The 22698-nt window shown below is 60.6% G+C and carries 16 protein-coding genes and 3 tRNA genes; 7 read left to right on the top strand and 12 right to left on the bottom strand.

The window, feature by feature from the left end; translation table 11 throughout:
* Nucleotides 1–66: 66 nt before the first annotated feature.
* Nucleotides 67–1755 carry a fatty acid--CoA ligase gene (locus D0544_RS15710; protein ID WP_125017812.1) on the bottom strand — a complete coding sequence of 563 codons (1689 nt, stop codon included), beginning with the start codon at nucleotides 1753–1755 and terminating at the stop codon, nucleotides 67–69.
* A gap of 396 nt (nucleotides 1756–2151) precedes the next feature.
* Here D0544_RS15710 and D0544_RS15705 point away from each other — a divergent pair, with 396 nt between their 5' ends.
* The gene (locus tag D0544_RS15705; RefSeq protein WP_125017810.1) at nucleotides 2152–3333 is read left to right on the top strand and encodes an acetyl-CoA C-acyltransferase; all 1182 of its coding nucleotides are present in this window, start codon (nucleotides 2152–2154) and stop codon (nucleotides 3331–3333) included.
* Between the two features lie 96 nt (nucleotides 3334–3429).
* Here the strand turns inward: D0544_RS15705 and D0544_RS15700 are convergent, their stop codons facing one another.
* From D0544_RS15700 to D0544_RS15675, 6 genes are all read right to left on the bottom strand, one after another.
* Nucleotides 3430–4242, bottom strand: a complete 813-nt coding sequence (locus D0544_RS15700; RefSeq protein WP_125017808.1) for an HpcH/HpaI aldolase family protein — start codon at nucleotides 4240–4242, stop codon at nucleotides 3430–3432.
* A gap of 129 nt (nucleotides 4243–4371) precedes the next feature.
* Nucleotides 4372–6018, bottom strand: a complete 1647-nt coding sequence (ilvD, locus tag D0544_RS15695; RefSeq protein WP_125017806.1) for a dihydroxy-acid dehydratase — start codon at nucleotides 6016–6018, stop codon at nucleotides 4372–4374.
* Between the two features lie 531 nt (nucleotides 6019–6549).
* Nucleotides 6550–7356: a helix-turn-helix transcriptional regulator gene (locus tag D0544_RS15690; RefSeq protein ID WP_164880948.1), complete on the bottom strand. Its 807-nt coding sequence runs from the start codon at nucleotides 7354–7356 to the stop codon at nucleotides 6550–6552.
* Between the two features lie 178 nt (nucleotides 7357–7534).
* Nucleotides 7535–7610, bottom strand: a tRNA-Lys gene (locus D0544_RS15685).
* Between the two features lie 5 nt (nucleotides 7611–7615).
* Nucleotides 7616–7692: transfer RNA gene (locus D0544_RS15680), tRNA-Pro, on the bottom strand.
* A 3-nt stretch (nucleotides 7693–7695) separates the two neighbouring features.
* Nucleotides 7696–7771 (bottom strand) — tRNA-Asn (locus tag D0544_RS15675).
* Nucleotides 7772–8066: 295 nt separating this feature from the next.
* Between D0544_RS15675 and D0544_RS15670 the strand changes: the two genes are divergently transcribed.
* Both D0544_RS15670 and D0544_RS15665 read left to right on the top strand, forming a co-directional pair.
* Nucleotides 8067–10535: a DUF1631 domain-containing protein gene (locus D0544_RS15670; RefSeq protein WP_125017802.1), complete on the top strand. Its 2469-nt coding sequence runs from the start codon at nucleotides 8067–8069 to the stop codon at nucleotides 10533–10535.
* Complete coding sequence (locus tag D0544_RS15665; RefSeq protein WP_125017800.1) at nucleotides 10535–10927, top strand: PilZ domain-containing protein; 393 nt, start codon at nucleotides 10535–10537, stop codon at nucleotides 10925–10927. The genes D0544_RS15670 and D0544_RS15665 overlap by 1 nt, the downstream gene beginning before the upstream one ends.
* 104 nt (nucleotides 10928–11031) lie before the next feature.
* On the opposite strand, the gene clpB is transcribed toward D0544_RS15665, so the two are convergent.
* The 3 genes from clpB to rluD form a co-directional block, all read right to left on the bottom strand.
* On the bottom strand, nucleotides 11032–13599 hold the full coding sequence (clpB, locus tag D0544_RS15660) for an ATP-dependent chaperone ClpB (RefSeq protein ID WP_125017798.1): 2568 nt from the start codon (nucleotides 13597–13599) through the stop codon (nucleotides 11032–11034).
* 221 nt (nucleotides 13600–13820) lie between these two features.
* Entirely contained in the window at nucleotides 13821–14576 is a 756-nt protein-coding gene (gene pgeF, locus D0544_RS15655) for a peptidoglycan editing factor PgeF (protein ID WP_125017796.1), read from the bottom strand.
* On the bottom strand, nucleotides 14566–15528 hold the full coding sequence (gene rluD / locus D0544_RS15650) for a 23S rRNA pseudouridine(1911/1915/1917) synthase RluD (protein ID WP_125017794.1): 963 nt from the start codon (nucleotides 15526–15528) through the stop codon (nucleotides 14566–14568). The genes pgeF and rluD overlap by 11 nt, the downstream gene beginning before the upstream one ends.
* 214 nt (nucleotides 15529–15742) lie before the next feature.
* Here rluD and D0544_RS15645 point away from each other — a divergent pair, with 214 nt between their 5' ends.
* Nucleotides 15743–16621, top strand: coding sequence for an outer membrane protein assembly factor BamD (locus D0544_RS15645; RefSeq protein WP_125017792.1), 879 nt, complete (start codon nucleotides 15743–15745; stop codon nucleotides 16619–16621).
* Between the two features lie 29 nt (nucleotides 16622–16650).
* Nucleotides 16651–17013 carry a glutaredoxin family protein gene (locus D0544_RS15640; protein ID WP_125017790.1) on the top strand — a complete coding sequence of 121 codons (363 nt, stop codon included), beginning with the start codon at nucleotides 16651–16653 and terminating at the stop codon, nucleotides 17011–17013.
* On the opposite strand, the gene D0544_RS15635 is transcribed toward D0544_RS15640, so the two are convergent.
* Together D0544_RS15635 and D0544_RS15630 are read right to left on the bottom strand one after the other, a co-directional pair.
* Entirely contained in the window at nucleotides 17010–17933 is a 924-nt protein-coding gene (locus D0544_RS15635; protein ID WP_125017788.1) for a bile acid:sodium symporter, read from the bottom strand. The genes D0544_RS15640 and D0544_RS15635 overlap by 4 nt on opposite strands.
* Before the next feature lie 41 nt (nucleotides 17934–17974).
* Nucleotides 17975–19597, bottom strand: a complete 1623-nt coding sequence (locus tag D0544_RS15630; RefSeq protein ID WP_125017786.1) for an NAD+ synthase — start codon at nucleotides 19595–19597, stop codon at nucleotides 17975–17977.
* A 164-nt stretch (nucleotides 19598–19761) separates the two neighbouring features.
* Between D0544_RS15630 and D0544_RS15625 the strand changes: the two genes are divergently transcribed.
* Nucleotides 19762–21339 (top strand): two-component system sensor histidine kinase NtrB, encoded by a 1578-nt coding sequence (locus D0544_RS15625; RefSeq protein ID WP_125017784.1) that lies wholly within the window; start codon nucleotides 19762–19764, stop codon nucleotides 21337–21339.
* A gap of 11 nt (nucleotides 21340–21350) precedes the next feature.
* Nucleotides 21351–22691: a sigma-54-dependent transcriptional regulator gene (locus tag D0544_RS15620; RefSeq protein WP_125017783.1), complete on the top strand. Its 1341-nt coding sequence runs from the start codon at nucleotides 21351–21353 to the stop codon at nucleotides 22689–22691.
* Nucleotides 22692–22698: the final 7 nt, after the last annotated feature.

The raw sequence follows: 22698 nt of genomic DNA, 5'->3' as shown, positions 1-22698 counted from the left end.
TATAAACGCTGGGGATTACACGATTAATCATCCTAAGGAGTGATAATCACCCAGCGCCGCGGGGCATCATACGGAGGAGAGAAAAGCCCCTCCTCCATTCAGTGAATCAGCGTAGTCAGCCCGTATTTGCTTTTTATTGAGCTTGCCCACACTGGTTTTGGGAATCGACTCCACCACAGCAATCTGGGTAGGAATCGCCCACTTATTGATTCGTCCTTCATCCACATACTGCTTTAGATGCTTCTTGATGCTGGCGGCATCCACATCTTCACCCGGCTTGACCACCACCAACGCAAAGGGACGCTCATCCCATTGCGGATCGGGCACCCCCACCACCGCCACTTCGGCGATGGCCGGATGCAGGCTCATCAGCCCTTCCAGCTCAAGGGATGAGATCCACTCGCCGCCGGTCTTGATCACATCCTTGATACGGTCGCGAATCCTGACGATACCCAGTTCATCAATGGTGGCCACATCGCCGGTATGCAACCAGCCATTGGCCCATAGCTCTTCGCTTTTCTCGGGCTCCTTGAAGTAAGCCTGGGTCAACCAGGGCGCACGAACAACCACTTCGCCGACGGTTTCTCCGTCGTGGGGCTGGAATTTCCCATCGCCATCAACCACCTCAAGCTGCACCAGCGGCACCGGGACTCCGGCGGCAATCCGGTAATCCATCTGCTCCTCATCGGAGAGCTGATCACGCATCACCTCGGTGACATAGGCAGCGCTCAGCAGCGGGCAGGTCTCCGACATACCGTAAGCGGCTGATAGCTTGATCCCCTTCTCCAAAGCCGCCAGCGCCAATCCCTTGTTGAGGGCCGACCCGCCAATCAACACCTTCCAACCGCTGAAATTGACCTCCTGCGCGCGCTTGCAGCCCATGATCATCTGAATGATCGCCGGCACACAGTGGGAGTAGGTGACCCCTTCCCGCTGCTGCAGGTCCACCAGCAGATCCGGCTCGTAGCGCCCCGGATAGACCTGTTTGATCCCCATCATGGTGGCCACATAGGGAACCCCCCAGGCGTGCACATGGAACATCGGTGTTACCGGCATGTAGACGTCATCGGAGTTCATCAAGGGCGTACTGCCAAGGCCGCCCATCACCGCCGTCTCAACCAGGGTGTGCAGCACCAGCTGGCGGTGGGTGAAATAAACCCCTTTGGGGTTACCGGTGGTGCCGGTGGTATAGAAGGTGGTGGCGACGCTGTTTTCATCAAAATCGGGAAACTCACACTCGGCCGGCTGCGCCGCCAGCAAGGCTTCGTATTCACCCACAAAAGGAAGATCCGATGGCACCTGGGCGTCATCGTTATCGCTGATCAACAGGTAGTTTTCCACCGTGGTGAACTGATCGTGCATCCCCTTGAGCAGGGGCAGGAACTCATCGTTCACCAGGATCAGTTTGTCTTCAGCGTGATTGACCGTGTAGATAATCTGGTCAGGGGAAAGGCGCACATTAATGGTGTGGATAATCGCGCCAATCATGGGGATGGCAAACATGGCTTCCAGATAGCGATGGCTGTCCCACTCCATCACCGCTACCACGTCGCCCGGACCAATACCGGACGCCTTGAGGGCGTTGGCAAGGCGACAGATGCGCTCGTTTAGCTGATTGTAATCGTAGCGGACACGGTCACGGTAGACGATCTCTCTGCCTGACTCATAACGACGGCCAGACAGCAGTAACTGCTTGATAAGTAAGGGGAAGGGATAGGCCGAGGGAGTCGGCGCCAACACTCGAGTCTGTGACATAGGATCAACTCTATCTTGTTGTTATTTTGCCCGACCCCCGCTGGGGCCGGACTGGAATCTGCTCTTAGAGGGTCACTATAGCCCTCGCCCATCAACCGACCCTATCGCCATAAAGTATGATTTTGAGCCTGGGAAGGAGGATTCAGGGCCCCGAATGCTTCGACTTTGTTACTATGCGCGACATGGGATTGCCGCCTCCAGCCATAGTGGCTAGTGTCCGGCTACCACAAAGCAGACGCCTTTGAGGGATCTGCTAGAATCAGCCACCCCTTCCAGCGGCCCAGGCCCGCTGCGGGTTGCCTAGATCATTCGAGCGCTGCTCTGGAGTCAGCCCGAAACGTTAGAGCCCGCGCGGCCCAGAGCCGTGACGAGCCTTGATATACAGGAGCGAGTAAGATGTCAGAAGATAAGGTAGTTATTGTCAGCGGTGCACGCACACCCATGGGCGGCTTCCAGGGTAGCCTCGCCAGCGTTGGCGCACCGGAGCTGGGCGCTATCGCCATTCGCCAAGCCGTGCAACGTGCCGGAATTGAGGCGTCTGATGTGGAAGAGGTCATCATGGGCTGCGTACTGCCCGCTGGCCTCAAGCAGGGCCCCGCACGCCAGGCTTCACGAGCAGCGGGGCTGCCCGATGCCACCGGTTGCACCACCATTAACAAGCTGTGCGGCTCCGGTATGAAGGCCACAATGCTGGCCCACGACCTGATCAAAGCCGGTAGTAACCGCGTGATGGTCGCCGGCGGTATGGAGAGCATGAGCAATGCTCCCTATATACTCCCCAAGGTTCGCCAGGGTCTGCGCATGGGCCACGGCGAGGTCAAGGACCACATGTTCCTGGACGGTCTCGAGGACGCTGAAACCGGTCGCCTGATGGGCTCCTTCGCCCAGGAAGTTGCTGATCGCTATGGCATTACCCGGGAAGAGATGGATGCCTTCGCTATCGAGTCCCTGCGCCGTGCCCAGCGCGCCATCGACAGCGGCGCCCTCAAGGATGAAACCGTTCCGGTCAGCGTGAAAAGCCGCGCCGGCGAAACCCTGGTGGTGGACGACGAACAACCCCACAACGCCAACATCGACAAGATCCCCGGACTGCGTCCCGCCTTTGCCAAGGAGGGGACCATTACGGCGGCCAACGCCAGCTCCATCTCCGATGGCGCCTCTGCGCTGGTACTGATGACCGAGTCCGAAGCCGCCAAACGCGGCCTCCAGCCGCTGGCGCGCATTGTTGGCCACAGCACCCACTCCCAGCACCCCTCCGAATTCACCATCGCGCCGGTCGGCGCCATGAAGAAGCTGTTCGACAATACCGGCTGGAGCAAGGATGAGGTGGATCTGTACGAGATCAACGAGGCCTTCGCCATGGTCACCATGCTGGCGATGCGCGAGCACGGCCTGGACCACAGCAAGGTCAACGTGCACGGCGGTGCCTGCGCCCAGGGCCACCCGGTCGGCTCTACCGGCTCACGCATTCTCATCAGCCTCATCTACGCCCTCAAGCAGCGCGGCCTGAAGCGCGGCGTCGCTTCCCTGTGCATCGGCGGCGGAGAGGCCACCGCGATGGCGATCGAGCTGGTGTAAGCACCCCGGTCGACACCATGACCAATAAAAAAGGGGCATATGCCCCTTTTTTATTGTGCCGACCGCGCACTCCATCGGCCGTTGCAGCGCACCGCGCTAATAGACCCCTTTGGACGCATCCGCACTGACGGCCTCTTCCCCCGCCAGCTCCGCGCGTACCTTGCCCAGCGCGGTGGCCAGTGCGGTGGCCAGGGCAGTGACATCCGTGGACACCACCACAAACCGGAACCCCTGCCTGGCGCGCATGGCCGCCAGCTGCTCGTTACCCATCACCCCCGGGGCGATTCCCTTACGCTGGCAGACCTCCAGAACCCGCGCAAGCGCCTGGTCAAATTCGGGGGTGCCATCATTGTTTCCGGGCTCCAGACCCAAACTGAGGGAGAGGTCGTAGGGGCCAACAAACAACCCCGAAATCCCCTCGACGGAAGCGATCGCCTCCAGGTTATCCAACGCCTCGGCGGTTTCAATCATGGGAAAGATGGCGATATCGCGGTTGGCCGCCAACGCGTACTCCGGCCCATGGACCAGGGCGGCCCGCATGGGACCAAAGCTGCGCTCCCCCTCAGGGGCATAGCGCGCGGCGCGTACCACCGCCTCCACCTCTGCGGCGCTATTGGTCATCGGGACTATGATCCCCAGGGCGCCAGCATCCAGCGCCTTGCCAATGGCGGCGCTGTCGTTGCAGGGCACCCTCACCACCGGACAGGCGCCGGCGACATCCACCGCCTGCAGCAGGCTGAGGGCGGTCTGGTAGTCCAGCAGGCCATGCTGCATATCGATGCAGACAAAATCGAAGCCGAGACGCGACATAATCTCCGCCGACAGGGCACTGGGGATCGCGCCCCAGCCACCCAGCAGGGTCTCCTGGTGTTGCAGGCGCTTAACGATACTTTTATGCAAACGGGTCATCATTCCTCCTCTGCCCAGCAGATCCGGTACACTGGATACAAGATACGTAATTCGTTGTCTGTATAGAGAAGCCCGGTCAGGCCGTCAGATCGTTACCACGACGGCCCAAACAGGCTCCCACGGGGCGCCTTAATCCAGAATCGCACCCTCGCTGGCGGGGCGAACGTGGCGGCGATAACGGTCCATAAAGCCATACCCAACTTCTTTCACCAGCGGCTGCCATCCCTCCCGGCGGCGGGCGATCTCCTCATCGCTCAGCTCGACATTGAGCTTACCACCGAGGATATCGATCTCGATGAGGTCACCATCCTTGACCACGCCGATCAGGCCGCCATCGGAGGCCTCCGGGCAGATATGGCCGATGCAGGGTCCACAGGTGGCCCCCGAAAAGCGGCCATCGGTCACCAGCGCGGTCTTGGACAGGCCCGCGGCCTTGAGGGCAACTGTAACCCCCAGCATCTCCGGCATACCGGGTCCCCCCTTGGGCCCCTGATAGCGCAGCACCATGATATCTCCCTCCTTCACCTGCCCCTGCTGAACCGCCGCCAGCGCCTCATCCTCGGAATCAAAGCAGACCGCAGGACCGGTGCACTTGAGCATACTCTCGATCACCCCCGCCTGCTTCACCACCGCGCCCCCTTCAGCGAGGTTGCCATGCAGCACACTGATGCCACCGGTCGGACGATGGGGGGTTTCCCGTGGCGGGATCACCTTGGAGTTCAATACACGGGCACCATCAATCACCTCCTGCAGGGTGCCGCCGGTCACCGTTTTGGTGCTGGTATCCAGGTCCGCCTGCATCACCTTGAGCACCGCAGGCATTCCGCCGGCAGCCCACAGGTCCTGCACTCCCCAGGGGCCGTTGGGGCTAATCGCCAACAGGGTAGGAATCTGCTCACTGGCCTGCTTGAAATGTTCGAGGGTCAATTCAACACCGGCGGAGTGGGCAATGGCAGGCAGGTGCAGGGTACCGTTGGTTGAGCCGCCAATCGCCATCAGCATCCTGGCGGCGTTCTCCAGTGAGGCCTGGGTCAGCAGCTGGCGTGCGTTGAGCCCCTCGCGGTACATCTGCACCACACGCTGGCCGGTATGACGGGCCGCCTTGAGCTTGTCCGAGTGCCAGCCGGGAATATTGGAGCTACCGGGCAAGCAGATGCCCATGGCTTCGGCCAGGCACTGGAAGGTGTTGGCGGTGCCCATGATTTCGCAGGCACCGCAGGTGCTGCAATTAAAGGTCTCCAGCAACAGCTCCGGGTCATTGTGGAAGTCGTTGTGGTCGATGGAGGAGCTGAAGCGCGGTACGTTACGGATATTCATCTGGCCAGGCCCGCCGGCCAGGTAGATGCTCGGCAGGTCCAGCCGCCCCATGGCCATCATCATACCGGGGTTGATCTTGTCGCAACCGGCGATAAAGACCACCGCATCAAAGGCCTGCGAGCGCACATGGGTCTCCACGATATCGGCGATCAGGTCACGCTGGGCCAGTACGTAGCGCATACCATCGTGGGCCATGGCGATGCCATCGCAGGGGGCCGGGACATTGAATTCGGCGTACTCCCCCCCCTCGATCAGGATGCCCTCCTTTACCTTGTCCGCCAGCCGGCCCAGGTGATTATGACCAGCGGTCATCTCAGTATGGGAGTTGGCGATGGCGATCAGGGGCTTTTTCTTCAGGTTGTCGGTGTCGTAGCCGGCGCCCGACATCAACCCCTTACGAAAGGCGTTCACCAGCTGGTTAGGGCTGGAGTGGATAATGTCACTGTTTTTTTTGGACATGGGTATCTCCCGTTTTGTGCGCCCCCAGCGGATGGGCATGGCGGCCGTTTTGTTAGGGTTATTGTGCAGGGCTTTCGCCCAGGCCTCCGGGGGGAGGAAGCCCAGGTCGCAACCCCCTCACTCCCTGGTTTATCTCTCTACAACCGTTTCCCTTAGCCTGCAACGCTCCTGAGACGGCCCCGAACCCGGTCGGGGGTCATCTCTGCCACCGCGGCGAGTTACCCAGGGCCATATCCCGCACCATCTCCTGCGCAGGGTCTCAAGCGTTGTCTCCACTCTGCCCGCCCATCGGCCATCTACGCGTTGATGGCGTTTGTTCGCCTGGGGGTGGCGATCTTCACTATTGAGGCAACGGCTAAGCATGTTGGTCTGCTCCCTGGATAATGCAGGCGCATGATCAGTGACCAACATACTAATGAGCCGCCCCGGATTCTTCGCACCCCTATATGGGGGTACAGGAAACAGAAGCACGACAACTCTCAGGGGTTTACGCCGGGGAAGGGATCGAAGGGAAAATGCAGAGCGGGGGGGCTAGCTCGGCTCGTCACCGCTCAGCGCCAGGAGCCCCCACTGGACCGCCTTGGTAACCGCCTGCACCTTGTTACGGGCATCCAGCCGGGAAAGTGCCGCCTTGAGGTATTTACGCACTGTCTCGGTCCTCAGGTCGAGGATCTCGGCGGTTTCGGCGGCCGACTTGCCCATGGCCGCCCAGTAGAGGCAGTCACGCTCGCGAGGACGCAGCGACATCTGCCGGTCCCGGGAGCCGGACTCACGCCAGTGCAATTGCTCGATACAGAACTGGACCAGGCCGTGGGTAAAGTAGGTCAGTCCCGCCCGCTGCAGCGCACTGACCGCCTGGCTGCCCTGATGCGGGCTGTTGGAGATCAGGGTCATATTCCAGTACTCGGTCGGCGGTATCTGCACCGGCACCGAGATCACCTCCCTGATCCCATGGCTAAGCAAGTGCTTGCACCACAACTGCTGGCGAGCCGTCAGCGGTCCCCAATCGCCCTCCATCAAGGCCCTAAGATCAAAGCAGCGCGGCAGTGTTTGCTTCACCATCCGCCGGCGGATGGGGTCAAATTTACGATGGAACGGGCTGACCTGCAGACGCTGGCCTGCGGCGGGGCCCATCCAGTGCTGAAGCTGGCGCTCATCCATGCCCGACTGCAGTATCCGGTGAATCAGCCCAGGCTCATTCGAGGGCAACCAGCCCGTCGGAGAGTAGGTGATCATTACACCCGAGCAGTCGAGGACCCGGGAAACTTCGATCATCGCATCCAGGGCATCCTGCTCGTTACGGCTGCTGGACCAGTCGTGTAAAAAGGCCTCCGTCATCATCTCTCACTTAAGCTCAGCCCCTATAAGAGAGGCCAGTGTAGTGATTATCCGCGTGTCGGGCCAGCAGCGGGCGTGTGCCGTGCGGCTCTGACAAACCGGGAGGGCAGTGAGGGAAAGGGTGAGACTGTCGCGCAAAAGAAAAAGGGGAACCGCGGTGCGATTCCCCTTTTTAATATGGTGGGTCGTGGGCGGCTCGAACGCCCGACCAATTGGTTAAAAGCCAACTGCTCTACCGACTGAGCTAACGACCCATAGATGGTCGGGGTAGAGAGATTCGAACTCCCGACATCCTGCTCCCAAAGCAGGCGCGCTACCAGACTGCGCTATACCCCGAAGTGGCTCCCTGAGCTGGACTCGAACCAGCGACCCAATGATTAACAGTCATTTGCTCTACCAACTGAGCTATCAGGGAACGATTTCCAGGATTTAGGGCGCGTTTTCGAGGCCCCTCAACCTTGGAGCGCGCATATTACCTGAGCCAGTCCGATAGTCAACCCCCTTTTTCTCCTTCCCCCTCCATTTATTAAGCCACCGGAAAGCCGGCTATTGCCGCCCTAAAGAGCGCTAGAGCCCAAAGTTATTAAGGCATATACTCAATCACTGGGGTATTGGCCGTCACGGGCTCATCGCCTTTGGCGACCATATAATGGACTACGATAAAAAAGAGACTTTTATAGAGAGAGTCCGGTAATGCAACAGGGAACACTATGAGCAAAACTGAGCCTCCCAAGGTAGTCAGTCTGCAAAGCCGCATGGAAAACCTGGATCATATCCAGCCACGCTTTCAGCAACTCATTCAGGCTTGCCGCAAGATCACCATGAACAGCACGGCCAGTGCCCTGGCAGAGATGTTCGAGCACATCGACGACGCGCTGTTCGATGCCGCCGAAAAGGCGGAGAACAACTCCATTCAAACCCTGTTTTTCGACAGCATGCGTGAGATCCGCCTCAAGCGCCCCCAGGCAGAACGGGTCTTCCATCAGGAGATCTCCCAGCTGTTCAGCGACTTTATCGAGCTCAAACCCCAGGGCAAGCAACCCGGCCCGGCTCCCGAGCTGGATGCCGACGAGATGTCGCTGGTCCAGAATGAGGTGTACGAGGAGTCTCTGGTGGTCACCAATATGGCGACCAAGGTGAATGGTCGCTGCACCGAATCCCTCTACGCCCTCAACCAACGCCTGGCGATCATCATCAACGGTGTTAAAGTCACCGAACAGACCAACCCGGTCGCCCCCAAAAAGATTGCCACCAGTTTTTGCCGGGCACTGGAGGCGCTCCAGACCCACAAGCGCATCCAGGAGATTCTGTTCCGCCTGTTTGACGAATACGTCATGAGCGAGCTGGATAAAATCTACGACGACCTCAACAAGCGCCTGATACAGGCCGACGTACTGCCCAACCTCAAGTTTTCGGCGCGCCAGTACGCCGAGAGTCAGGGGGCCAAACGCCATCTGGATATTGCTGAGGCGGGCAAGGGGGACGCTCCCGGGAAGGAGCGGCCACCCGCGCAGGCACAGAGCAGCCCCTCCAGGCTGTACCCTAACCCTGGCGCTACTCCTGCGGGAGCCGGCCAACCGGCCCCACCCAACCGCGGCCCACTGGCGAGCAACATCCCGCACAATTACGATGACAGCACTCCGCAGGATGCCGCGATGGAGGGGGCCAGCTATATGGACCCCGCGGTGAGTGACCAGCTGTTCAGTGCCATCAGCGACCTGATCTCCAACCGCCGTGAAAACAAGATGCCGCTGGAGATCCCGGAGGCCAACTTCCGTAGCGTCCACGCATTTTCTCCACCGGAAGAGGGGCTGGCCCCCTACACCACCGATGACCTGCTCAACGCCCTGACCGCACTGCAAAAGCAAAATATCGAATCCGACGGCACCCCCTTTACCACCCCCCAGACCGTTAACGCCTTCAAGGACAGTCTGGTCAAGCACCTCGGTTCCGACGGCAAGGCCAACCGCAACATCTCACCGGAAGATGCCGACATCATCGACCTGGTGGGGATGCTGTTCGACTTCATTCTCGACGACGAAAACCTGCCGGATATCTGCAAAACCGCACTTAGCCACCTGCACACCCCCTATCTCAAGATTGCACTCACCGACAAGGAGATGTTCGTCCGCCACCAGCACCCGGCGCGGCGCCTGCTCAATAGCATGGCTCAGGCCGCCGTACTCTGGGCACCGGATGAGCAGAACGACCGCGGTGTGCTGGCCAAGATCCAGTACGTGGTGCAGCGGGTGATCAACGATTACGCGGGGGAGATCGGCCTCTTTGACGAGCTGATCAAGGACTTCAACAGTTTCATTAACCTGCTCAAACGGCAATCTGAAATCATCGAGCGCCGGGCGGTGGAGGCCACCAAGGGGCGCGACCGTTTGCTGGCGGCTCGTAAAAAAGCGCGCGCCACCCTGGAAGAGAGGATCCGGGAGCAGCAGCCACCCAAGGCCACGGTGCATTTTTTACTGTCGGCCTGGAACGATGTACTGGTCTTTTTGTTGCTGCGCCACGGTGAGGAGAGCGAAGCCTGGCAGCGGGCGCTCAATATCACCGACGACATCTTCTGGAGCGTTGCCCCTAAATTCAACGTAGAGGATAAGGATCGGCTAAAGGAGACACAGCCGCACCTGATCACCAATATCAAGCAGCACCTGATCAACCTCGGAGGTCATCAGGAGGAGGACATCAAGGGGCTGGTCAAACCCCTGGTGCTCTGTCAGCGGGCCGCACTCAGGGCCGAGCAGGGCAAAGAGGTGGAAGCCCCCGAGCCGCCGCCGGTTGAAGAGCAACTTGAGGCGGCTGCGGTCGCCTCCCTGGGAGGGCTCCCCCTCGATGAGGAGGAGGCGGAGGATATCGAGGTCCTTGAGGATGTCGATGTAGACCCAGCCCTGATCAGTCGACTCAAGCAGGTGGAGTTTGGTACCTGGTTTGACTTCGTCCAGCCCGACCAGAGCCTACAGCGCCTGAAGCTCAGCTGGTTCAGCCCCACCACCCTGAATTACATGTTTGTGGACAGCGCAGGCAACAAGGCGGCCGTCAAACCGATCTTCACCCTCGCCACCGAGATCACTATTGGTAGCGCCCGCTTTGCCAGCATCGAGCGGGCGCCACTGATGGACCGGGCGATGGAGAAGATCCACAACATTCTGAAGCTCTTTATGGGTAAATAGTGGCGCAAGCCCCCCGCACCGATAACGACAGCGAGACAGATGGCATGCAGGAAAACCGTAAAGAAAGCCGCATCAAGCTACAAAACAGTCTGGATGTGTACGACTGCAACACCGAGCTCTATATGGGGAGCCTGGTGGATATCTCCAGCGAAGGTTTTATGCTGATGAGCAGCGAGCCGATTAAAACCAATACCATCTACCAGTGCCGCATCAACCTGCAGGAGACCGTCGAGGAGACCGACGTGATCCACATGGGGGTCGACAGCCTTTGGTGCAAGCAGAGCAGCACCCCCTCCCACTACTGGACCGGCTTCCACCTGATCGAGATCAGCGACAAGGATCGAGCCATCATCCATAAGATCATGTCCTTCTCCGGCACCCCCCTGGACTAACCTGCGATCACCATAGACCGCTGCAGCAGGGGTTAAAGCATAAAAAAAGGGAGCCTCTCGGGGCTCCCTTTTTTTATGCACTCCCCATTGCGGGGGCTGCTCGATCAGTAAAAATTCATGCCGTCGTTCTCTGCCGACACATGTATGGTTTTACCCGGCTCAAACTTCCCGGCCAGCAGCTGCTGAGCCAGGGGGTTTTCGATCCACTGCTGGATCGCCCGCTTAAGGGGGCGAGCACCGTACACCGGATCGAAGCCGATCTCCACCAGCCGCTTGATCGCATCCTCATGGACCTCAAGGCCAAGCTCCTTCTCCCTGAGACGATCGCGCAGCAGGTCGAGCTGGATTTCGGCGATGCCGGCGATCTGCTCGTTGGCCAGCGGATGGAACACCACCAGCTCATCCACCCGGTTAACAAACTCGGGCCTGAAGTGCTGGCCAACCACCTCCATCAGCGTGGACTTGATGGTCTCGAAGTTGCTGTCCTCCAGGTTGTAGATCAGGTCGGAGCCGAGGTTCGAGGTCATCACCACCACCGTATTACGGAAGTCAACGGTGCGCCCCTGACCGTCGGTCAAACGACCATCGTCGAGCACCTGCAGGAGGATATTGAAAACATCGGGGTGGGCTTTTTCGACCTCATCGAGCAGCACCACGGAGTAGGGACGTCGCCGTACCGCTTCGGTCAGGTAGCCCCCCTCTTCGTAGCCGACATAACCGGGAGGCGCTCCCACCAACCGCGCCACCGAGTGCTTCTCCATAAACTCGGACATGTCGATGCGCACGATCGCCTCTTCGGTATCGAACAGGAACTCCGCCAACGCCTTACAGAGCTCGGTTTTACCCACCCCGGTGGGGCCGAGGAACATAAAGGATCCATTCGGCCGGTTGGGGTCGGACAAGCCGGCCCGCGAACGTCGCACCGCATTGGAAACCGCGACCACGGCCTCATCCTGACCGATAACGCGTTTATGCAGCGCATCCTCCATTCGCAAGAGTTTGTCACGTTCACCTTCGAGCATCTTGGACACCGGTATGCCGGTCCACTTTGAGACTACTTCGGCGATCTCCTCCTCCGTTACCTTGTTGCGCAGCAGTTGCATCTCGTTCATCTCGGCCTGGCTGGCCAGATCCAACTGCTTCTCCAGGGCCGGAATACGACCGTACTGGAGTTCAGACATGGCACCCAAATCGCCGTTGCGGCGGGCGGCTTCCAGCTCGACCCGCGCCTTCTCCAGCTCCTCCTTGATCTTTTGGGAACCGTGCAGGGCGGCCTTTTCCGACTTCCAGACCTCATCAAGGTCCGCATACTCCCGCTCCAGGCGTTCAATCTCCCCATCGAGCTTGTCGAGCCGCTTGCGGGAGGCGGCATCCTCCTCCTTCTTCAGCGCCTCACGCTCGATCTTGAACTGGATCAGGCGCCGCTCGAGCCGATCCATGCTCTCCGGCTTGGAGTCCATCTCCATACGGATACGGCTGGCGGCTTCATCCACCAGATCGATCGCCTTGTCGGGCAGCTGCCGGTCGGTGATGTAACGGTGGGAGAGTTTGGCGGCGGCGATGATCGCCGGGTCCGTAATATCGACCCCGTGGTGCACCTCGTAACGCTCCTTGAGGCCCCGCAAAATGGCAATGGTGTCCTCTTCGGTGGGCTCATTCACCAGCACCTTCTGGAAGCGCCGCTCCAGCGCCGCATCCTTCTCGATGTATTTGCGGTACTCATCCAGGGTGGTGGCCCCCACACAGTGGAGCTCGCCCCGCGCCAGGGCAGGTTTGAGCATATTACCGGCGTCCATGGCACCATCCGCCTTGCCGGCTCCCACCATGGTGTGCAGCTCGTCCACAAACAGGATGATACGCCCCTCCTGTTTGGCGAGTTCGTTGAGCACCGATTTGAGTCGCTCCTCAAATTCGCCACGGTATTTGGCGCCCGCCAGCAGGGAGCCCATATCGAGCGCCAGTATGCGCTTGTCGCGCAGTCCCTCAGGCACCTCGCCATTGACGATACGCTGGGCCAGTCCCTCCACAATAGCGGTTTTACCCACACCGGGCTCGCCGATGATAACGGGGTTGTTCTTGGTGCGGCGCTGCAGCACCTGCACAGTGCGCCGGATCTCATCGTCACGGCCGATCACCGGGTCCAGTTTGCTCTGTTCAGCCCGTGCAGTCAGATCAATCGTGTATTTGTCGAGCGCCTTGCGGTTGTCCTCGGCATTGGGATCGTTGACCGATTCCCCTCCGCGCATATTAGTGATGGCGTTCTCCAGGGCCTGGCGGCTGACCCCCTGGCCATTCAGCAGCTCCCCCAGGGGGCCCTTGTCCTCCATTGCCGCCAGCAGCACGGTTTCGCTGGAGATAAACTGATCCTGATTCTTCTGCGCCAGTTTGTCGGCAATATTGAGCAGGCGCCCCACGTTGGCGGACATCTGCACATCGCCGTCGTGTTGCTGCACCTGGGGCAGCCGCTCCAGCTGCTGCTCCAGCTGCTTGCGAACGCTGTCGACATCGAAGCCCACCTGGCGCAGCAGCGGTCGGATCGAGCCGCCCTGCTGGTCCAGCATCGCCACCATCAGGTGCACCGGCTCGATGTAGTTATGGTCACGCCCCACCGCAATCGACTGGGCGTCGGACAGGGCACTTTGTAATTTACTGGTTAGTCGATCGATTCTCATATTCCTCACCATATATCACCGATGGCGTGGGCGCCTTACCGATCTTGTTACCACTCAAGTCCTGACGAGCGGCACCCTAGCCCGCTGTATTCTAGAGACTATATGGTAGCCACCGGCGCACTTTTCAAGTCGGTAACCGGGGCAAGGCACACAATGGGTGCGAAAGGATTGACGGCGAAGCGTCTACGCCGATAGCAAGCGCCTGGCGCGAGCCCCTGGACTCAGTCGAACCAGATGATATTGGCCATGCGGCCGGTTTGGGGGGCGTGCCGATAGGAGTAGAAGAGGTCGGGTTGCGACAGCGTGCAGTAGTCTCCACCACTGATCCGTGAGACACCCAACGCCTCTAGCCGCTGTCGGGCGAGCCGGTAGATATCGGCGAAATAGCGTTCCTCCGGGGCGTCGCTGGCCACGAAGGCGCTGGCTGCTTGCGGGTACTGGTCGCAAAAGGCGCTGCGCACTTCGGCCCCCACCTCAAAACGCTGCGGACCAATGGCGGGACCCAGCCAGCAGTAAAGTGTGTCAGGGGCCACCCCCATGCACTCCACCGTCCGCTCTACCACCCCGGCCAGCAACCCACGCCAACCGGCGTGGGCGACCGCGACACGATCCCCCTGCCCGGAGCAGAGAAACACCGGCAGACAGTCGGCAGTCATCACCACACAGGCCTGCCCCGGTTCATCGCTGAACACCGCATCGGCCTCCCGCACGATACCATCCGGTTGGGCTTTAACCACCTGGGTCCCATGCACCTGGCGCAACCACTGGGGAAGGCGCTGCAATCCAAGCTCGCGGCACAAGCGTTCACGCTGGCGCGCCACCTGCAGGGGGTCATCGCCCACATGGTCGGCAATATTGAAGCGGTCAAAGGGCGGCTGGCTATCGCCCCGAACCCGGGTCGTCACCAGCGCACGCACCCGTGCCGGCGCCTCCCAGGAGGCCTCAAGGTAACGTCCGTGCAGCAACTCAGTCGGCATGGGCTCGAAGATCCTCCTCCAGCACGGAGAGCAGGTGCAGGAAGTCTGCGGGCAGCGGCACCTGCCACTCCATGTACTCATCCCGTTTAGGGTGGTAGAGCCCCAGCTGGCAGGCATGCAGCGCCTGCCGATGAAAGCCCTGTAGCGTCGTTTTCAGCGCATCGGTCGCACCGGGAGGCAGGCGCAGGCGCCCCGCATAAAGGGGGTCGCCCACCAGCGGAAAGTGTATATGGCTCATGTGCACACGGATCTGGTGGGTACGGCCGGTCTCCAACCCGACCCGGATATGGGTATGGTGGCGGAACTTGTCGAGCACCCGGTAGTGGGTCACCGCCGGCTTGCCGGTGGCGGTCACCGCCATGCGGGTGCGTTGGGTCGAGTGTCGCCCGATCGGCTTATCGACCGTACCACCGGCCGTCATTACGCCGATGGTCACCGCCTCGTATTCGCGACTCACACTGCGGGCCTGCAACTGCTCAACCAGATCGGTATGGGCCGCCAGTGTCTTGGCCACCACCATCAACCCGGTGGTGTCCTTGTCGAGACGGTGCACAATGCCGGCGCGGGGCACGCTGGCGTTATCCGGGCAGTGGTGCAGCAGGCCGTTCAGCAAGGTACCTTCGGCGTTGCCGGCGCCGGGGTGAACCACCAGTCCCGCGGGTTTGTTAATCACCAGGATGCTCTCATCCTCGTAGAGGATATCCAGCTCCATAGGCTGGGCCTCCCAGCGCTCCTCATCCTCCACCTCGACCCGAACCTTGAGGGACTCTCCCCCCACCAGCTTGTCGCGGGTTTTGCGGGACTGTCCATCCACGGTCAGCAGGCCATCGCGAATCCACTCCTGCAATCGAGACCGTGAATAATCGGGAAAGCAGTGGGCCGCAATGCGATCGAGGCGCTGACCGCCCATCTCCATAGGAACCACCGCACTGATTTCGATCTGTTCAGCCATAGAACCCTTCTATTTGCCCCCACTTTTGTTTGCCGGAGCTTTGGTTTACATTGACGGCTGTGTTTAAATGTCCGCCGACTGGCCGACCCGTGCGCCACCCTGAAGGACGCACCGCCTGCACCGCCGGGCGCATAATAACACAAGCCAACCCAATTCCTGGCGATCGTCTGCAGCGGTTGTCACTAAGATGATTTACCAAGGAACAGCATAGATCATGCGCTCATTCCGCAACCTGATAACTCCGCTGGTGGCCCTGTTGCTCGTCGCCTGCGCCGCGGACGATAAAAACCTGATCCCCGAAGACCTCTCGGAAACCGAACTCTACCGCAAGGCCCAGTCGGCCCTGGAGTTGAGAAACTTCGGTGAGGCCGTGGATAACCTGCGAGCACTGGAGTCGCGCTACCCCTTCGGCTCCTACGCAGAGCACGCGCAGCTGGAGCTGATCTACGCCTACTATATGCGCCAGGAACCCGAATCGGCCAAGGCCACCGCCGAGCGTTTTATCCGCCTGCACCCCCAGCACCCCAATGTCGATTACGCCTACTACATGAAAGGCCTAGCCTCCTACACCGCCGACGTGGGCTTAATGGAGCGCTACGTCGAGATCGATATGAGCCGTCGGGACCCGGGACAGGCACGGGACTCCTTCACCGAATTTGCCGAACTGCTCAACCGCTTTCCCGAAAGCCCATACGCCACCGACGCCCGCCAGCGCATGATCTTCCTGCGCAACCAGTTGTCGCTCTACGAGATCCATGTGGCGGATTACTACCTGAAGCGTAAAGCCTATGTCGCCGCTGTGAACCGTGGCCAGTACGTTGTGGAAAACATGCAGCGCACCCCCGCTGTACCCGCCGCACTGGCCGTGATGGTGGAGGGGTACCTCCAGCTCGGCCTGGACGAGGAGGCACAAAGCACCCTCGAGGTAATGCGCCTTAACTACCCCAAACATCCCTCGCTGGATGAAGCGGGCAACTTCATCGGTTACAAGCGCTTTGACGATGTTGATCCCTCGGTCTGGACCATCATCAGCTTTGACCTGATTGGTGGTGGAGAGGCCGAAACACCACAACCGCCGGCCAGCAGTGACTGAACGAACCCTAACCTGACACGAGTTTTTCCATGTTTCTGATACGCTTTATTCTCGGGCGGATAATCCTGACCCTCGATTTTATTTTTACCCCGCGCTCCCCTCGCCGCCCCGAGGACCAGCAGCAGGTGCTGGACCAGCAGACCGCCAAGCTGGCGCTCTACCAGTTCCAGGCCTGCCCCTTCTGCGTAAAGGTGCGCCGCGCCATCAAGCGCCAGGGGCTGAACATTGAAACCCGGGACGCCAGGAACAACCCCCTGCACCGGGCGGAACTGGAGTCCGAGGGGGGGCAGGTCAAGGTCCCCTGCCTGCGCATCGAAACCGAGCTGGGCGAGGTGCGCTGGATGTACGAATCCTCGGAGATCATCCACTACCTGCAACAGCGTTTCGCCTAACGGGCCAATCGACCCGCCAGATAAGAGTCCACCAGCAGCTGCAGAAAGTGGTAGAGAATGCAGCTAAGAAGCGCTACCCCTCCGCCCTGCCCAACCGCCAGCGCGGCCATTACGCTGATCGCGACCGGCAGGGTTTTCTGGGAAGCGGTAAACAACAGTGCCCGCCGCTGCCCCTCACTGGCCAACCAGGCCCTACCCGCCCGATGGCAGCACCCGAGCAGCACCAGATGCACCAGCAACCCCGCTGCCGCCGCCCACACCATCTCCAGCGGCTTCACGGTCAGCAGGGTGTGCTGGGAGCGGGACATCAGCATCCACGCGGACAGAATAACCCCCCAGGGGAGAAGCGGGAGCAGTGCGGCGGCCAGCGCCGGAGACTCCCAGCCGCGGCGCAGCAGCAACCCCAGGGCAAAGGGCAGTAACACCAACAGCGCCAGTTTGTAGAGCAACGGCCAGGGGGAGAGCTCCACCAGCTCCGCACTGCCCAGGGTCAGGCTCAGCAGCAGGGGAATGGTGAACACGCCCAACAGGTTGAGGCTGATGGTTAACAGCATCGCCCCCCCGGCGTCACCCCGCGCGAGGCGCGTCATCACGATCCCGGTCGCCAGGGTGGGAGGGACCGCCGCCATCACCAGCACACCGATAGCGACCTCGGCACTGAGGGGCAGGAGTTTCACCACCCACCAGCCCACCCAGGGGGCCAGCAGCAGATTGACCAGGAAACCGATCAGCAGCAGGCGCAGGCTACCCGCCGCGGCGGAATTTGCCTGCAACCGGGTCTGGTAACCGTTGATCAGGAAGATGAGGGCCACCATCCACTGCACCAGCCCCAGCTGCTCGAGCCACTGTCCGGGGAGCGGAAACAGCAGGGCACAGGTAAAGGCCAGCAGCAGGCCGATCGGCATCGTATAGCGGCGCATCGGCTAGCGTACCGCCACCCACCGCCTGCGCGTAAGCCGGCTCAATCCCCCTGCTTCCAGCCGGAGGTCACGGGATAGCGACGGTCACGCCCAAACCCCCGCGAGGTGATCCGTACCCCGATGGCGGCCTGGCGGCGTTTGTACTCATTGATATCGACCATACGTAGCACCCGGTAAACCGACTCGCGTTCAAAGCCCTGGGCGATGATCGCCTCCGCGCTCTGGTCCTGCTCGATATAGAGCTCCAGCATGGGGTCGAGCACATCGTAGGGTGGCAGGCTGTCCTCATCGACCTGGTCAGGGGCCAGCTCGGCGGAGGGGGGGCGATCAATCACCCGTTGGGGGATCGCCGGTGAGAGGCTGTTACGGTAGTTGGAGAGGGCAAACACCATCGACTTGGGCACATCCTTGAGCACATCAAAGCCGCCGGCCATATCGCCGTAGAGGGTGGCGTAGCCGACCGCCATCTCGCTCTTGTTACCGGTGGTGAGCACCAGGTAACCCTTTTTATTCGACAGTGCCATCAGCAGCACGCCGCGACAGCGCGCCTGCAGATTCTCCTCGGTGGTGTCGCGGCCAGTGCCCTCAAACTGGGGTGCCAGGGTGGCCATAAAGGCATCAAACATCGGTTCAATGGGCAGCACCGAATAGCGGACGCCGAGGGTGTTGGCCTCCTCCTCCGCATCCTCCAGACTCATCTGCGAGGTGTAGCGGAACGGCATCATCACCGCTTCGACCCGCTCGGCACCCAGCGCATCCACCGCCACCGCCAGGGTCAACGCCGAGTCGATACCGCCGGACAGCCCCAGCACAACGCCGCGAAAACCATTTTTGGTGACGTAATCGCGCACCCCACACACCAGCGCCTGGTAGGCCGAGGCGTTGCGATCCAGAGGCGCGGCACAGTCCCCCGGCAGCAGGCGACCGGCGGCCGGGTCAAACTCCACCAGGAAGATCCCCTCCTCGTAGGCCGGCGCGCTGGCCGCCAGCACCCCGTCGGCATTCATCGCGAAGGAGGCGCCATCGAACACCAGCTCATCCTGCCCTCCCACCTGGTTGATATAGACCAGCGGCAGTTCACTTTCGGCGCAGCGCTGGGCCACCACCTGATGGCGCTGCTGCAGCTTGTCGAGGTGGAAGGGGGAGGCGTTGATGGTGAGGATCAACTTCGCCCCCAGCTCTCTGGCCTGGGCCACCGGTTGCGGATGCCAGACATCCTCGCACACCGTAATGGCCATGGGCGTCCCCAGGCAATCCACGACCAGCGTCTCACGGCCTTCGACAAAGTAGCGTTTTTCATCGAACACCTGGTAGTTGGGCAGGTGCTGTTTGCTGTAACGCCCCAGCACCTCGCCGTCACGCAGCACAACCGCCTGGTTATAGAGACGGCCCTCCTGCTCTCCCGGCAAGCCGATCACCATATGGATACCCGATACCGCCTTTAGCTGCTCGAGCCCCTGGGCCACCCGCCCCAGCATGCTGCTGCGCAACAGCAGATCCTCCGGGGGATAACCGCACAGGGCCAGTTCCGGAAACAGGATCAGGTCAGCCTTGAGCCGATCACGGGCCTCTTCAGCGGCTGCGATCAGGCGTTGGGTATTACCGGGTATATCGCCCACCAAAGTGTTCAGCTGGGCCATAGCGATGCGAATGGGACGACTCATGAAAAATAGTGCACTCGAATATAGGCAATTGGTGCCCCAACTGTGATGGCAGCCGGGCTTTGAGGGGGTGTATTTTCCGCTAAAGCACCGGCAGTGTAAAATAGCGCTTACACGTCGGCACCCAAGTCCCTTATTTCCCGTCGACGCCCGAGGAGCGGCCTCCATTGATCATCAGCAATCAACAGCGAAACCAGCAGCTACTGGGCATCTACAATGGCTACCGCATCCTGCTGGCGATATTGTTCCTGGCCGCCACCTTCACCGACATCGGCCAACAGCTGGTCACTTTTTCTCATCTGGAGCGGTTCCAGGTCTTCAGCGTCAGCTACGCGCTGATCAACATCCTTGTTGCGCTGGTCAGCAACCGGGTGCGCACCCGGGCCCACTACTTCGCCGTCTGCTGCCTTGATATCCTGCTGCTGACCACCCTGATCTTCCTCAGCGGCAACAAGAGCGCGGTGCTGGGTAACCTGATCATTATCGCGGTGGCGGCCGGAAACGTCCTCATTACCGGCCGCGCCGGAACCCTGCTGGCGGCCATCGCCACCCTGGGTATGCTGGGGACCAGCCTTTACTACACCGTACTGCGTGACACCCCCATGCAGGGCCACATCAACGCGGGTGTACTGGGGCTGCTGTTTTTTGCCAGCGCCTTCGTGATGCAGAGCCTGGCTGAACGCCTGCGACGCAGCGAACAGCAGCGATTGGAGCAGCAGGACCAATACCGGCAACTGCAGCAGCTTAACCACAGCATCATCCAGCGCATGCGCACCGGCATTCTGGTCGTCGATGATCACCGCCAGATCGTGCTGATGAACGAGGCGGCGGCGCAGATGCTCGACTGCCCGCAAAAGTCAGCCCCGTTGAACCTGGTCTCGCCCGAACTCAACCAGCGGCTGCAAAACTGGATTGAAAACCCGACGCTGCGCGGGGAACCCTTTAAGGTACGCCCCAATACTCCGACCATCCAGGCCAACTTTACCGAACTGGAGCCAATGGCAGGGCAGCGGCACCGACTGGTGTTCCTGGACGATACCCTGATGCTGGCGCAGCAGGCCCAGCAACTCAAACTCGCCTCCCTCGGCCGCCTGACCGCCAGTATTGCCCACGAGATTCGTAACCCGCTGGGCGCCATCAGCCACGCGGCGCAACTGATGCAGGAGTCACCGGACCTGCCCGAAGGCGACCTGCGGCTTTTGGAGATCATCCAGAACCACTCAAGGCGCATGAATCGCATTATCGAAAACGTATTACAGCTGTCGCGCCGCCGGGCCAGCCTGACAGAACAGTTTTCCCTGAACCAATGGCTGCGCCAGTACATTGAGGAGTACCGCCTTGGGGGACCGCCCGACACCCGCATCGACCTCGACGCCAGCGAAGAGATCGAGGTGCGCATGGATCGGGACCAGTTCACCCAGGTCCTGAGCAACCTGTGTCAAAACGGCTTACGTTACAGCGTAATGAAAAACGGCCATCCCACTCTTCGCCTGCACACCGGCGTCAAAGCCGATACCGGTCACCCCTATCTGGATGTGATTGACCAGGGCCCCGGGGTTCCCGAGGCGATTCGCGAACACCTGTTCGAGCCGTTCTACACCACCGAAACCAACGGGACCGGGCTCGGGCTCTATCTCTCCAGGGAGCTATGCGAAGCCAACCATGCTAGTCTGGAACTACTGGAAAGTGAGGCAGGCTGCCGTTTTCGCATCACCTTCCCCCACCCGGAAAAACGCATCCATTGAATCGAAGCACCATGAGCCACACCACCGCCCTGATTGTCGATGATGAGCCCGATATTCGCGAGCTGCTGGAGATCACTCTCAGTCGTATGGGGCTGAAAACCCACTCGGCTGCAAACCTTCAGGATGCCCGTCTTTTGCTGCAAAAAAATCGCTTCGACCTGTGCCTGACGGATATGCAGCTGCCCGATGGTAACGGCATTGAGCTGGTCAAACACATCCAGAAATACTGCAGTGACACCCCGGTCGCCATGATCACCGCCTTTGGCAGTATGGATACCGCAGTGGATGCCCTTAAAGCGGGCGCCTTCGATTTTGTCTCCAAACCCGTAGAGCTGAATCGACTGAGAGACCTGGTCAACACCGCCCTCAAGCTGAACCGTCACACGGAGCCCTCTCCCGAACAGAGCACGCCAATGCTGGGGGAGTCCCCGCGCATCGCAAAACTGCAGGCCCAGATCCGTAAACTGGCCCGCAGCCAGGCACCGGTCTATATCAGCGGCGAGTCGGGCAGCGGCAAGGAGCTGGTGGCCCGCAAGATCCACGAGCAGGGTCCCCGGGCAGAAGCTCCCTTTATCCCGGTCAACTGCGGCGCGATTCCCTCTGAGTTGATGGAGAGCGAATTTTTTGGCCACACAAAAGGCAGCTTTACCGGCGCCACGGCTGCCAAGGCGGGGCTTTTCCAGGCCGCCACCGGGGGCACCCTGTTCCTCGATGAGGTGGCGGACCTGCCGCTTCATATGCAGGTAAAACTGCTGCGCGCCATTCAGGAGAAGTCCGTGCGCCCCGTGGGAAGCGAACAGGAGATAGCGGTAGACGTTCGTATCCTCAGCGCCACCCATAAGGATCTCGCGCAGCTGGTCAAGGAGCAGCAGTTTCGTCAGGACCTCTTCTACCGCATCAACGTGATTGAGCTCAAGGTTCCCAGCCTGCGCGAGCGCAGCGAAGATATCCCCCTGCTGGCCCAAAGCATTTTGCGCAAGCTGGCCGAGGAGTGCGACACCACTCCGCCCCAGCTGGACCAGGAGGCGCTGGATGCATTGATGCGTTACCCCTTCCCCGGCAATGTGCGTGAGCTGGAAAACATTCTCGAGCGGGCCTTTACCCTCTGCGAAGAGGAACAGATCGGCGCCGAAGACCTCCAGCTCGAACCCGCCCAGCCCCTTGAAAGCGAGAACGCCCCTCTCCCCACCTTAGGGGTGGATTCCCTCGAAGCCTATATGGAAACGATCGAGCGCAGCGCCATCACCCAGGCCCTTGAAAAGACCCGGGGCAACAAGACCGCCGCTGCCAAACAACTGGGCATCAGTTTTCGCGCCCTCCGTTATCGCCTGAAAAAACTGGAGATGGAGTAAACGCCGA

The sequence above is a fragment of the Aestuariirhabdus litorea genome (genome assembly GCF_003864255.1).
GTDB lineage: Bacteria > Pseudomonadota > Gammaproteobacteria > Pseudomonadales > Aestuariirhabdaceae > Aestuariirhabdus > Aestuariirhabdus litorea.
Note: the sequence above shows the minus strand (reverse complement) of the source record. Positions and strands in the feature narration are given on the sequence as shown.

Excerpts from the sequence above, each read along its gene's own strand:
- D0544_RS15630 (WP_125017786.1), bottom strand. The coding sequence starts at position 19,597 with ATGAGTCGTCCCATTCGCATCGCTATGGCCCAGCTGAACACTTTGGTG.
- D0544_RS15620 (WP_125017783.1), top strand. The coding sequence starts at position 21,351 with ATGAGCCACACCACCGCCCTGATTGTCGATGATGAGCCCGATATTCGC.
- D0544_RS15645 (WP_125017792.1), top strand. The coding sequence starts at position 15,743 with ATGCGCTCATTCCGCAACCTGATAACTCCGCTGGTGGCCCTGTTGCTC.
- rluD (WP_125017794.1), bottom strand. The coding sequence starts at position 15,528 with ATGGCTGAACAGATCGAAATCAGTGCGGTGGTTCCTATGGAGATGGGC.
- pgeF (WP_125017796.1), bottom strand. The coding sequence starts at position 14,576 with ATGCCGACTGAGTTGCTGCACGGACGTTACCTTGAGGCCTCCTGGGAG.
- D0544_RS15710 (WP_125017812.1), bottom strand. The coding sequence starts at position 1,755 with ATGTCACAGACTCGAGTGTTGGCGCCGACTCCCTCGGCCTATCCCTTC.
- D0544_RS15700 (WP_125017808.1), bottom strand. The coding sequence starts at position 4,242 with ATGACCCGTTTGCATAAAAGTATCGTTAAGCGCCTGCAACACCAGGAG.
- clpB (WP_125017798.1), bottom strand. The coding sequence starts at position 13,599 with ATGAGAATCGATCGACTAACCAGTAAATTACAAAGTGCCCTGTCCGAC.
- D0544_RS15635 (WP_125017788.1), bottom strand. The coding sequence starts at position 17,933 with ATGCGCCGCTATACGATGCCGATCGGCCTGCTGCTGGCCTTTACCTGT.
- D0544_RS15690 (WP_164880948.1), bottom strand. The coding sequence starts at position 7,356 with ATGACGGAGGCCTTTTTACACGACTGGTCCAGCAGCCGTAACGAGCAG.
- D0544_RS15640 (WP_125017790.1), top strand. The coding sequence starts at position 16,651 with ATGTTTCTGATACGCTTTATTCTCGGGCGGATAATCCTGACCCTCGAT.
- ilvD (WP_125017806.1), bottom strand. The coding sequence starts at position 6,018 with ATGTCCAAAAAAAACAGTGACATTATCCACTCCAGCCCTAACCAGCTG.
- D0544_RS15705 (WP_125017810.1), top strand. The coding sequence starts at position 2,152 with ATGTCAGAAGATAAGGTAGTTATTGTCAGCGGTGCACGCACACCCATG.
- D0544_RS15670 (WP_125017802.1), top strand. The coding sequence starts at position 8,067 with ATGAGCAAAACTGAGCCTCCCAAGGTAGTCAGTCTGCAAAGCCGCATG.